This is a genomic window from Streptomyces sp. NBC_00448, from assembly GCF_036014115.1.
Lineage (GTDB): Bacteria > Actinomycetota > Actinomycetes > Streptomycetales > Streptomycetaceae > Actinacidiphila.
This window is the reverse complement of the sequence record NZ_CP107913.1, coordinates 6,342,866-6,355,320: the sequence shown is the minus strand read 5'-3', so window position 1 is coordinate 6,355,320 and position 12,455 is coordinate 6,342,866. Positions and strand designations below refer to the sequence as shown.

General features: G+C 71.1%; 9 protein-coding genes. 1 reads left to right on the top strand and 8 read right to left on the bottom strand.

Going from position 1 to position 12,455, the window contains the following annotated elements; genetic code table 11:
* Positions 1–3: 3 nt before the first annotated feature.
* From OG370_RS27410 to OG370_RS27400, 3 genes are all read right to left on the bottom strand, one after another.
* Complete coding sequence (locus tag OG370_RS27410; RefSeq protein WP_328468784.1) at positions 4–1,395, bottom strand: ABC transporter permease; 1,392 nt, start codon at positions 1,393–1,395, stop codon at positions 4–6.
* Positions 1,392–2,336 carry an ABC transporter ATP-binding protein gene (locus OG370_RS27405; RefSeq protein ID WP_328468782.1) on the bottom strand — a complete coding sequence of 315 codons (945 nt, stop codon included), beginning with the start codon at positions 2,334–2,336 and terminating at the stop codon, positions 1,392–1,394. Before OG370_RS27405 ends, OG370_RS27410 begins: the two co-directional genes overlap by 4 nt.
* Before the next feature lie 279 nt (positions 2,337–2,615).
* The gene (locus OG370_RS27400) at positions 2,616–3,962 is read right to left on the bottom strand and encodes a ricin-type beta-trefoil lectin domain protein (protein WP_328468779.1); all 1,347 of its coding nucleotides are present in this window, start codon (positions 3,960–3,962) and stop codon (positions 2,616–2,618) included.
* 559 nt (positions 3,963–4,521) lie between these two features.
* Between OG370_RS27400 and OG370_RS27395 the strand changes: the two genes are divergently transcribed.
* Entirely contained in the window at positions 4,522–6,774 is a 2,253-nt protein-coding gene (locus OG370_RS27395) for an RICIN domain-containing protein (RefSeq protein ID WP_328468777.1), read from the top strand.
* 110 nt (positions 6,775–6,884) lie between these two features.
* Here the strand turns inward: OG370_RS27395 and OG370_RS27390 are convergent, their stop codons facing one another.
* The 5 genes from OG370_RS27390 to OG370_RS27370 form a co-directional block, all read right to left on the bottom strand.
* A complete protein-coding gene (locus tag OG370_RS27390) occupies positions 6,885–7,517 on the bottom strand; it encodes a cyclase (protein ID WP_328468775.1) in 633 nt (210 codons plus the stop codon).
* Positions 7,518–7,920: 403 nt separating this feature from the next.
* On the bottom strand, positions 7,921–8,868 hold the full coding sequence (locus OG370_RS27385) for a carbohydrate ABC transporter permease (RefSeq protein ID WP_328468773.1): 948 nt from the start codon (positions 8,866–8,868) through the stop codon (positions 7,921–7,923).
* On the bottom strand, positions 8,865–9,761 hold the full coding sequence (locus tag OG370_RS27380; protein ID WP_328468771.1) for a carbohydrate ABC transporter permease: 897 nt from the start codon (positions 9,759–9,761) through the stop codon (positions 8,865–8,867). Before OG370_RS27380 ends, OG370_RS27385 begins: the two co-directional genes overlap by 4 nt.
* 142 nt (positions 9,762–9,903) lie before the next feature.
* On the bottom strand, positions 9,904–11,208 hold the full coding sequence (locus tag OG370_RS27375) for an ABC transporter substrate-binding protein (protein WP_328468769.1): 1,305 nt from the start codon (positions 11,206–11,208) through the stop codon (positions 9,904–9,906).
* 113 nt (positions 11,209–11,321) lie between these two features.
* Entirely contained in the window at positions 11,322–12,428 is a 1,107-nt protein-coding gene (locus OG370_RS27370; RefSeq protein ID WP_328468767.1) for a substrate-binding domain-containing protein, read from the bottom strand.
* Positions 12,429–12,455: the final 27 nt, after the last annotated feature.

Sequence of the window (12,455 nt, the reverse complement as noted above, 5' to 3'; positions counted from 1 at the left end):
GTTTTATCCCTTCGGGGTGGTGTGGAGCAGCTCGACATTGCCGTCGAACTGCCAGAGCGGGTTCGGCGCGTCGCCGGTCGGGGAGCGCACCAGGAAGTAGCCGTTCACTTCCTTCGGTCCGTCGCCGTCGGCCACGTACCGCCCGTCGGAGGTGACGTCGAGCTGGTAGACGGCCGTGCCCGGGGCCTGGACGCCGGGGAGGTGCCAGGTGACGACGCAGCGCCAGTCGTTGCCCGCGCCCTTGGCGGCGACATGGCCGTCGCTCTTGTCGCACGTCGCCGAGACCCGCAACTGCGCCTCGGTGACGGCGGGGCGGTTGAGCTGCTCGGTCTGCATCCGGTACAGGTGCCCGAAGGCCGTGGCGACCGACCGCTGCAGCTTGTTCCGGTCGATGCCGGAGCCCGTCGAGGGGGTCGCGACGGCGACGACCGCGACCGTGACGGCGAGCAGTCCGGCCAGCGGCAGCAGCCCGGCGGTGATCGCGCGGCGTCCGGAGCCGTCGTTGGTCAGGTTGGTGAAGTCGCGCCGCAGGAAGAGCAGATAGGCCAGCACCGTCGCGGCCACCGCCCACACCAGGCTGACCGCGATGCCGATCAGCAGCGGCCCGACTTGCGCCGGGCTGGTGAACAGGCCGTTCCAGGCGATGAACGCGTAGCCGGGCAGCGCCAGGCGTACGGCGACGGGCAGCGGCAGGAGCTGGGCCAGTTGCATGGCGAGCGCGACGAGCGCGGGCAGCAGCAGCCCCATCGGGGACCGGCCCAGCACGACCGACCCGAGCAGGCCGATCGCGGCGAGCGCCAGCGTCGGGGCGAGCGCGCAGGTCCAGGCGAGCAGGACGTTCCCGGCGGCGGACGACGGCGACAGCAGGTGGCCGTCGAGACCGACCAGCGGGTGGTTGCCGACCGCCGCGAGGCCGCCGACCACACCGGACGCGGTCAGCCCGACCACGAGCAGCAGGATGACGGTGAGGCTGGCCAGTGCCTTCGCCGCGAAGATCCGCCGGTGGGACCTGACCGCCACCAGCAGGTGACGCCAGGTGCCGAGCCGGTCCTCGGCGGCGAAGACGTCGCCGGCGACCAGCGAGGTCAGCAGCGGGAGCGCCCAACTGCCGGCGAACCCGAGCACCACCAGCGGCCCGGCCCACCCGGTGGCGTGCATCCAGCGGCCGAAGAGCGTGTCGGAGGGGAGCGTGCTCTGCTCACTCACCGCGGCGACGAAGAGGGCCGGCGCGATCCAGCAGACGAGGACCAGCAGCCGGACGCGCCACTGCGAGACCAGCTTGACCAGTTCGAAGCGGTAGGCACGCGCCACCGAGACGGGGCGCACCCCGACGGCGGTCCCGCCGTCGGCGGCGGCGGTCGCGGCCGTGTCCACGGTCGTCGGCGTCGCGGTCATCGGCCGGCCTCCTCTTCTTCTTCGGTGAGGGCGAGGAACGCGGCTTCGAGCGGCGACGACACGGGGGCGAGCTCGCGCACCGCGACGCCGGACCGGACCAGCCCGGCCACCAGTTCGTCGAGCGCGGGCACCAGGGCCCGGACGACGAGCACTTCGGCGCCGCGCCAGGCCCGGGCGTCGTCCACGACGGTGATCCCGGCGGTGCCGGCGGCCAGCCGGCGGGCGGCCGGCAGGTCGGAGCTGAGCAGCCGGTAGTCGAGTTCGCGGTTCTCGGCGGCGAGCTTGCTCAACGGGCCGGAGAAGACCACCCGCCCGGTGGCGAGGATGGTGGCCTCGGAGCAGAGCGCCTCCAGGTCGTCCATGCGGTGGCTGGAGACCACCACGGCGGTGCCGTCCGCCGCGAGCCTGGTGAGTACCCCGTGGACGTGTCTCTTCCCGGCCGGGTCGAGGCCGTTGGAGGGTTCGTCGAGCACGAGCAGCCGGGGCCTGGTGAGCAGGGCGGCGGCGAGCCCGAGCCGCTGGCGCATGCCCAGGGAGTAGCCGCGGACCCGGTCGTCGGCGACATCGGTGAGCCCCACCTGGTCCAGTACGTCGCCGATCGCGCCGGTCCGCGGGTCGTGACCGCGCAGCGCGACCAGCGCGGCGAGGTTCTGCCGGGCGGTGAGGGAGGGGTACAGGCCGGGTCCGTCGACGAAGCCGGCGACGCCGTCGGGCGCGGCGAGCGCCCGCCCGACCGGTGCGCCGAGGATCTCCAGGCGCCCGCCGTCGGCGACGGACAGGCCCAGCAGCAGGCCGAGCAGGGTGGTCTTGCCCGCGCCGTTCGGGCCGACCAGGCCGTGGATCTGACCCTGCGCCACATCCAGATCGATCCCGTCGAGTGCGACGACATCGCCGAAGCACTTGGTGATCCCACGTGCCCGGACCGCGAGGGGTGTGTCCATGAGTCCCTTCCTCCTGAGCCTCAAGGGACCCTAGGGACCGCACACAGCGCCGCCACGGACGTCGAGTTGAACACTTGCGGAACACCCGGCGACCGGATTCCGGCACTCCGATGCCGGCGCCGTGACAGCGGGTCGACCACGCGTGAAAGCCGCTGGTCAGGGCCGGTGGTGATCCGGGCACGACTGCGGGCCGGCCCGGGCCGAGGGGCGGGTGGACGCTCCCCGGCCGGGCCGGCCCCGACCGCGGCCCCGGAGCCGGGGCCGCGGCTTGGCGTCAGCTCAACTCGGCAGGGTCCACTGCTGGTTGGCGCTGTCGGCGCAGGTCCAGATCTGCAGCCGGGTGCCGTTGGCCGAGCTGGGGCCGGTCGCGTCCAGGCACTTGCCGGACGCGGGGTTCAGCAGCTCGCCGTTGGACTGGTGCTGCCAGACCTGCGCGCCGGTGCCGTTGCAGTCGTACAGCTGCACCTGGCTGCCGTTGGCGGTGCCGGCCGCGGCCACGTCCATGCACTTGCTCAGCGCGGTCAGGGTGCCGTCCGAACCCACCGTCCACTGCTGCGCGTTGGTGCCGTTGCAGTCGTAGAGCTGCACCGCCGTGCCGTTGGCGCTGGAGGCGGACGCCACGTCCACGCACTTGCCGCCGTATCCGGTGATCTGGCCGGTCGTGCCGCCGCCCGGCGGGGTGCTGCCCCCGCCGCCGGTCAGCTGGTTGAAGATCCGGGAGTAGGCGTAGCCGACGCCCTTGTCGTAGTAGTCGACCTCCCAGAACGACAGCTCCTGGACGCCGTTGGACGCGGCGAAGCTCTCCAGCGTCTGCGCGTCGGACTGCGAGAAGTACTCGTTGTCGTCGTTCTGGCCCGCGATCGGGGTCAGCCCGAGCCGGCCGTAGGCCGCCGAGGTGGAGATGCCGTAGAGGCCGGCGAGCTGTCCCGCGGTGGCGCGGGCACCGGACTCGGCGTCGTTGAGCGCGTTCTCGCCGTCCCCGAAGTCCATCGTCATGATGTTGACCGCGCTGACGTTGACGCCCTTGCTCTTGGCGTCGGTGAGGACGCCGTACTCCTGGGAGGGCAGGCCGTTCGGGGCGACGGCGAGGGTGTAGGCCACCTGCACCGCCGGGTTCTGCGCCTGGAGCGCGGCGAGCGCCTGGTTGCGGCGCTGGTTGGACGCGGTGTCGCCGAGCGTGCCGCCCTCGATGTCGAAGTCGAGCCGGGTGATCCCGTAGGTGTTGACGACGTTGGCGTAGGCGGCGGTGAGCGAGGAGACCGACGTGCAGGTCTGGGCGAGTTCCCCGCCCTCGGCCCCGCCGAAGGAGATGATGGCGGTGCCGCCGGCCGACTTGAGCGCGTTGATCTGCGAGGTGTACGCGCCGACCGAGTCGCCGCTGCCCTCCCACTCCGCGGTGCAGCCGGACTTCGGGGTGAGGAAGGCGAGCGTGTAGTACTTCAGCCCGGTGGCGTTCATGTCCGACGCCATGTCGTTGGCCGTGTTGCCGTCGATCTGGAGGTAGGGGGCGGCGAAGTGGGCGGGCAGGCCGGTGTCGGCGTGGGCCTGGCCCGCAGCGCCGAGGAAGGCGGCTGCGGAGGCGAGGGCCATCGTGGCAAGGGACGCGATGCCGTGTCTGAGACGCATGCGTGGCTCCGTGTGGGCCGGTGGTGGGGGGGTGTTTCATCTCGGCCGAGCAGAACCGGAGTCTGCGACGGAACGCGAGACCGCGTCAAGGCTTCTGTAAGCAAACCTTCCTGACCGGATGCGTTCAGGCCGTACCGCCGAGTCAGCGCCCGCGCACCGCGGTTGACCCGCCGCCCCGCCCCGACCTGTGCGTTCACAAGCTGTAGACACCTGCCGTCCGGCCCCGCCGCCCGGCCGTACCGGACGTCAACAGCGTGCAGAAGATGAAGACTTGACCATCGGCGCCGGGCGGACGGACCTGCGGCGCCGGGTGGCGCCCGTGGCCGCGCCCGCCGGGGAGATCACCTGGTCCCCCGCGCCTCGGCACCGCTGACGTGCGGTGTCAGACCAATGCCTTGACATGCCCGCAACGGCTCTGCTTCTTTCATGAAACACACATTGCTGAGAGGCCGGACGTTCGTCAGCCGCACGCGCGCCACCACGGTCGCGGGGGTGCGCTGGTCCGGGATGTGCCGCACTTCTTGTTTCAGAAACACGAACCCTGCTGGGAAAGGGCGTCATGAAACGTTTCTTGAAACTGGGCCGGACGGCGCGTCGCGCGGTCGGACCCGGAGCGGCCGCGGTACTCGTGGCCGCCGCGCTCTCCACGGTCGGCGCGGCCAGCGCGCACGCCGCCGTCTCCCCCTCGACCTGGTACAACCTGGTGGCCGGCAACAGCGGCAAGTGCGTGGACGCGGCGGCGGCCGCGACCGCCAACGGCACCGCCGTCCAGCAGTACACCTGCAACGGCAGCACCGCTCAGCAGTGGCAGCTCCAACCGGCCACCGACTCCGGCTACTACACGATCGTCAACGCCAACGGCGCGCAGCCCGCCATCGACGTGGACGGTCCGTCCACCGCCAACGGCGCGCTCATCCACCTGTGGTCCAACGGGGGTTGGAGCAGCCAGGAGTGGCAGCCGGTCCAGGAGAGCAGCGGCTCCTACCACTTCGTCAACCACTACAGCGGCCTGTGCCTGGACGTCCCGAGCGCCTCGACCGCGGACTCGGTGCAGCTGCAGCAGTACACCTGCAACGGCAGCAGCGCGCAGTCCTTCGCGTTGAACGACCCGGGCAGCGGCACGGGCGGCACTCCCCCGCCGACCAACCCGAACAACCCCGACCTCGGCCCCAACGTGAAGATCTTCGACCCGTCGATGTCGTCGTCGTCGATCCAGTCGACCATCAACTCGGTCTACAGCTCCCAGCAGTCCAACCAGTTCGGCAACAACCGCTACGCGCTGCTGTTCACGCCGGGCAGCTACAACGTGGACGTCCCGGTGGGCTTCTACACCCAGGTGGCCGGCCTGGGGGCGTCGCCCGACGACGTCTCGCTGACCGGCGGCGGGGTGCACGTGGACGCCGGCTGGTCGGGCGGCAACGCCACCCAGAACTTCTGGCGCGACGTGGAGAACCTCTCCGACACGCCCAGTTCGGGGACGCTGGAGTACGCCGTCTCGCAGGCCGACCCGTTCCGGCGGGTCGACGTGCACGGCAACATGATCCTGGACGACAACACCTCGGGGAACAACAGCAGCAACTGGTCCTCGGGCGGGTTCATCGGCGACTCGCGGGTCTCCGGCCAGGTCAACTCCGGTACCCAGCAGCAGTTCCTGACGCAGGACACCTCCATGGGCAGCTGGGCCGGGTCGAACTGGAACATGGTCTTCGTCGGCGACAACGGCGCCCCCGCCCAGTCGTTCCCGACCTACACCACGGTCGGCCAGTCCCCGACGGTGCGCGAGAAGCCGTACCTCTACACGGACTCGACCGGCCTGTACAACGTCATGGTGCCGAGCCTGCGCACCAACGCCACCGGCCCGGACTGGACCGGCGGTTCGACGCCGGGGACCTCGATCCCGATCACCCAGTTCTACGTGGTCAAGTCCGGTGACACCGCGGCCACCATCAACGCGGCGCTCTCCTCCGGGCTGAACCTGCTCTTCACCCCCGGCGTGTACCACCTGAACGCGCCGATCAACATCACCCGCCCGGACACCGTGGTGCTCGGCCTGGGCCTGGCCACGCTGATGCCCGACAACGGCGTCACCGCGATCACCACCGCCGACGTGGACGGCATCGACATCGCCGGGCTGATCGTCAGCGCGGGCACCACCAACAGCAGCTCGCTGGTGCAGATCGGCCCGGCCGGCTCCTCGGCGAGCCACGCGTCCGACCCGACCACGTTGCAGGACGTGTTCTTCCGGGTCGGCGGCGACGTCGCCGGGAAGGCCACCCAGTCCCTCGTCGTCAACAGCGCGAACACCATCGGCAGCGACCTGTGGATCTGGCGCGCCGACCACGGCAACGGCGGCACCGTCGGCTGGAACACCAACACCGCCGCCAACGGGCTGGTGGTCAACGGCAACAACGTCACGATGTACGGCCTGGCCGTCGAGCACTACCAGCAGTACCAGACGCTGTGGAAAGGCAACGGCGGGCGGACGTACTTCTACCAGTCCGAGATGCCCTACGACGTGCCGAACAACGCCAGTTGGACACCAGGCGGCGGGGAGAACGGCTACCCCTCCTACAAGGTGGCCGACTCGGTCACCTCGCACCAGGCGTGGGGGCTCGGCGTCTACTGCTACATGAGCACCAACCCGTCGGTGGTGGCCGACCGCGCCATCGAGGTGCCCGGCAGCGGCTCGTCCTTCCACGACATGGTGACCGTCTCGCTGGGCGGCAGCGGCACCATCAGCCATGTGATCAACAACTCCGGCGGCCAGGTCAACGGCGGCACCACGGTGACCTATCTGACCTCGGGGCCGTGACGAGCACCGGCGCGGCGACCGCGTAGTGCGGTCGGGCGCGACGGGTCCGGCGCTGACGACCTGCACCAGGTCGTCGGTGCCGGGCCCGTCGCCCGTGCCGTGCGCGGCTGTCAGGAGACGGTCGTCGAGGTCAGCACCGGGTTCGGCGAGGGGTAGCAGGCGGTCGGCGCGTTCACCGTGAAGATGCTGGAGGTCACGTTCGCGGTGAAGGTCAGGCCGGGGCTGGAGTAGCTGCTGCCCGCGAGTTGGGTCTGCACGGTGGTGCCGGAGGCGCCGGCGGTCAGGTCCAGGTTCAGCGTCGGCAGCGTGAAGGTGCTGCCGCCGCTGATCGGGCCGGGCACGGTCAGCGCGATGGTGCCGCCGCTCACCGAGACCGACGGGGTGCCCGAGCCCAGCCCGGAACCGCCGCTGAGCGTCTCGCCGGTCAGCGTCGCGTTCGCCGGCACCGGCGCGGTCAGCGTCAGCGAGCTGATCGAGTTCACGGTGTTCCCGTTGACGGACGAGGGAACGGTGATCGCGTCCGGGGCCAGCGACACGGTGAAGGCGCTCCCGGCGGCCACGGAAGCCGGCGCGGTGCCGTTGACTCCCGCGTCGATGGTGAAGGTCTCCGCGGAGACGATCGGCGGTGTGGCCTGGCAGGCCAGGCTCAGCGGGTTGTCGGCGGCCGACGCCGCGCCGGAGGACAGCCCGAGCGCGGCGACCACGCCGAGCGCGGCCACGGGCAGGGCATAACTGGTGCGCATGTGTCTCTCCTGTTCCGGGCCCCCGGCCGCTTCGTCGAGGCCGGGGCTGTGGGGGTGGGGTACCGGGCACCGAGGAGATCATCATGTTCATGACATGTTCACGGCGGCCCACGCCGGAATATCCACCTGCCGGCCCGCGTGGTTAAGGGGGCGTTTCGGCCGTTGTCCCGCCCTCACCGGGGCCGTGCTGCGCGGCGTTCGACCAGGTCGCCCCGGGCGTGCGAGGGCGAGCCGCCTGCGCTTTCCGATGCCTGGCGGCCGTGGCGGGCGAGCGATCCACGCTGAAACGCGTGTGGCCGAAAGGGCCACCGTGACGTGTGGGGAGAGCAGGGAGGGCGGGGCCGGCTGCTTCGTCGACGCCGCCCCCGGACCGCTCGACGTCCGCAGGGGGCTTCCCACCCGCCTACTTCACCGCGCCGGCGGTCATGCCGGACTTCCAGTACCGCTGGAGCATCAGGAAGAGGACGACCAGCGGGGCCACCGAGACCAGCGATCCGACCACGGCCAGCAGGTAGTCCTGCGGGTGCCCCTCGGACAGCGCGGAGGAGTACCAGACGTACAGACCGAGGTTGACCGGGTAGAGCTTCTTGTCCGACAGCATCACCAGGGGCAGGAAGAAGCTGTTCCAGATCTGGGTGAACTGGAAGAGGAAGATCGTCACCGAGCCGGGCGCGAGCATGGGGAAGGCGATCCGGCGGAAGGTCCTGAACTCGCTCGCGCCGTCCACCCGGGCGGCCTCCAGCACCTCGCCGGGGACGTAGGACGCGCTGAAGACCCGGGCCAGGTAGACCCCGAACGGGAACACCAGGCCGGGCACGAAAACGCTCCAGTAGGTGTTCACCAGGCCGACCTTGGCGGCGATCAGGTACAGCGGGATCGCCATCGCGGTGCCCGGCACCATCACGCCCAGCAGGACCAGGGCGAAGAGCTTCTCCTTGGCGGGGAAGGCCAGCTTGTCGAAGGCGTACCCGGCGGCGACGCTGAGCACCGTCGCCAGCAGCGCGCCGACACCCGCGTACAGCACGGTGTTGCCCATCCAGCGCAGGTAGATGCCGTCCTCGGTGCTGAACAGGTACCGCAGGTTGCCGAAGAGCGCGAAGTGGCGGCCCGGCGCGAATCCGTTGGTGGCGAACAGGTCCTGGCGGCTCTTGGTGGACGACAGGACCAGCCAGAGCATCGGCAGCAGCGTGTACAGGGCGGCGAGCCCCAGCATCGCGGTCACCCCGGCCCTGGACAGCAGGAGCGACTGACGGCTGCCGGGTATGCGCGGCCCGCGCCGGACCGGCGGCTTCCCGCCGGTCGGCGCCGGCGCCGCGGCGGGCGGCGCGCTGAGCGTCGTGGGCTCGGTCATGGCTGCCTCCTGCGGCGCGGAAAGCGGGTGACGAGGAACGACAGGGCCGCGGCGAACAGCGCGATCAGCAGCGAGGCGGCCGCGGCCAGTCCGAGGTCGTCGCGGGTGAACGCGGCGGTCTGGACGTACATGTTGGGCGTCCAACTGCTGCCGATCGCGCTGGAGGCGCTGTAGATGACCTTCGGTTCGGTGAAGAGCTGGACCGACCCGATCACGGTGAACAGCACGGCCAGCGCGATGGCCGGGCGGATCATCGGCACCTTGATCGACAGCGCGGTACGGATGCCGCCCGCACCGTCGAGCCGCGCCGCGTCGAGGGTCTCGCGCGGCACCGCCTGGAGCGCGGCGTAGAAGATGACCATGTTGTAGCCGATCCACTCCCAGACGGCGATGTTGGCCGCGGAGAACACCGCGTTGTCCGCCGAGAGGAAGTCGACGTGCAGGCCGGCCGACCCGAGCAGGTCGATCACCGGGCTCAGTCCCGGCGTGTAGAGGTAGACCCAGATGAGGGCCGCGATCAGGCCGGGCACCGCGTGCGGGAGGAACAGCGCCAGCTGGAAGAAGGCGCGCGCCTTGACCAGGGCCGAGTCCAGCAGCAGGGCGAGGACGAGCGCGCCGCCGATCATCACCGGGAGGTAGACGGCGGCATACGCGGCGATGGTGAGGAAGCCGTTCCGGAACGCCGGGTCGGACAGCGCCCGCGTGTAGTTGTCCAGGCCGGCGAAGACCTGCTGGGTGCCGCCGAAGCCGAGGCCGGAGGTGCGGGTGGTGAACAGGCTCAGCCAGCCGGCGTAGACCAGCGGGGCGAGCACGACGGCGCTGAAGAGGACGAAGAACGGTGCCAGGAGCAGCGCGGCGGTACGGCGCTGGGCACGGACGGACGGGCTGGCCATACCGGCCTTTCTCGACGGGAGAGCGCGGAGGGGGCGTGGGGCGGGGACGGGACGGGTGCCCGGGCGGGTGTGCGGCAGCAGGACCGGCGCCCGGGGACCGGGCGGATGTCCGGCGGCCGGACGGGTGCGCACGCCGCGGGTGCTACGGGGCGAGCTTCATCCCGCGGTGCTGGATGTCCTTGACGGTGTCCTGCTGCGCGCCCTTGAGGACGTCGAAGAGGTTCGCCTTGCCCTCGGCGACCTTCGGGAGCTGGTCGACGATGGCCGTGTTCGTGGTGCCCATGTCGGGTCCCCACGTCCAGCCCGGCTTGACGGCGTCGTAGGACTCGCCGGCCACCGCGTACACGTCCTGGCCGCCGAAGTAGGTCGTGGGGAAGGCCGCCTTGGTGACCGGTACGAGCTTGGGGTCGGCGGGGAACATGCTGCTGGTGCCGCCGGAGACCCACGCCTTCATGCCCTGCGGGTCGGTGGTGATCCACTTGATGAACTCCGCCGCGGCCGCGCTGTTCTTGGCGCCCTTGGGGATGACGAACGACGAGCCGCCGTACATGCCGGAGGCCGGCTTGCCGTCCCAGGTCGGGACCGGTGCCACCGACCACTTGCCGGCCTGGTCGGCGACGGTCGCCTGCTGGGAGCCCGCGCACCAGCTCGCGCAGACGTAGGCGACGGTGCGGTTCTGCTGCACGCTGGTCCAGAACGGGTCGAGCGAACTCAGCGAGCTGACCAGGTCCTTGCGGGCGAGGTCGCCCCAGAAGTCGGCCACCTTGCGGGAGGCCGCGTCGTCGAGCGACACCTTCCAGGCGTCCTTGTCCGTGCCGAACCACCGCGCACCGGCCTGCCAGGCGAGGCCGGTGAACAGGCTGGGGTCGTCGGTGTAGAACACGCCGCCGCGGGCCTTCGGATCGGACTTCTTGACCTGCTGCGTCATGTCCCGGTACTGGTCCCACGTGGTGGGGACGGAGATCTTGTGGTCCGCGAAGAAGTCCTTGCGGTAGTAGAGCATCAGCGGCGCCGCGTCACGGGGAACGCCCCAGGTGCTGCCGCCCAGTTGGACCAGCCGCTGGACGGAGGCCGGGAAGTCGGTCCTGACCAGCGAGCCGAGCGACCCGGGCAGGCTCTCCAGCATGCCCTGGGTGGCGAACTGCGGCAGTTGGGGGTACTCCACCACCGCGACGTCCGGGACGGTGCCGGCCCGGACCGCGTTCGTGAGCTTGGAGTAGTACTCCTGGCCCGAGGGCATCGACTCGAAGCTCACCTTGATGCCCGGGTGGGTCCGGTTGAATGCCGCGGCGACCTTGTCGGAGCCCTTGACGAAGGACCAGAAGGTGACCTTCCCGGTGTCCTTGCCCGCCGCGGACCCGCCGCCGTCCGAGTTCCCGCATCCCGTGACGAGCAGGCCGAGTGCCGCGACGGAGCAGGCCAGGGCTGCCAGTCGGCTACGAAACATGATGTGCCACCGATCGTTCGCTTGGGTGTCACCGCAAGTATTCGCTACACACGACAGCCAGTCAATGCATATGATTTCGAATGAAGGAAACGAAAGCAAACGCTATTCGTCGGTCAGGCGCCGGCCTGCCGGTCGGCACCGCAGGAGGCCCGCACCCGCAGCTGCGGGCGGAGCAGGATCTCGGCGAGCGGCGCGGAAGGGTCGGCCCGGCGGCGCAGCGCGAGGTCCAGGGCCCACGCCCCCACCGCCTGCTTGGGCGGGGCCACCGCGGTCAGCGGCACATCGCTCAACTCGGCCACCTCGTCGTCGTAGGTGACCAGCGCCAGGTCCTCCGGCACCCGCAGTCCCCGCGCGCGCAGGATGCCCACGAGGGCGATGGCGTCGATGTCGTTGTGCACCAGCGCCGCCTTGACCTCACCGGCTTCCACCGCCCGCACCACCTCCTCGAAGCGCGCGTCGGCCGCGGTGGCGTCACCGCTGGTGTCGATGAGGTACTCCGGCCACGGCGTCAGCCCGATCGCCGCCACGGCGTCGGCGTAACCGGCGCTGAGCAGCGGGGTGTTGGGGCTCTCCACCCGGGCCACCAGGGCCACCTTGTCGTGGCCGAGCCCGGCGAGGTGGCGCACCGCCAGGGCCGCGCCGTAGGCGTGGTCGGAGGCCACCTGCTCCAACTGCCCGGCCCGCAGCCCCACCCGGCGCTCCACGAGCACGGCCGGTGTGCCCAGGCCGCTCAGCCACTCCTCGGCCTCGTCCAGCGGGCGCAGCCCCGAGTGCAGCATCAGCAGCAGGCTGTCGACGCCGCCGGCCAGGAGCTGGCGCACCTGTTCCTGGTTCTCCGCCAGCGACTCCCCGGAGACCGCCAGCACGACGCGGACGCCGAGCGGGCGGGCCGCGTTCTGGACGCCGCGGATCACCTCGGCGTAGTAGTAGCCGCCCGGCGGCACCACCAGCCCGACGGCGTGCCGTTCACCGGCCGGCGCCGGGCCCGCGGTGAGTGCGGTGGATGCGGTGGGAGCGGTGGCGGCGGGTGGCTCGGCCGGGGCCAGCGCCCTCGCACCGCCGTGCACGCGCGTGAGCAGTCCGCGGCCGGCGAGTTCCCGTACGTCCTGGCGCAGCGTGACGGCGGAGACGCCCATCTCCGCCGCGAGTTCCTTCACGGTGATCGAACCCTGGCGCTCCACAGCACGCAGAATCGCCTCACGCCGTTCCTCAGCCAACACGTTCAGTCCTCTCTCGGCACGAGCGTG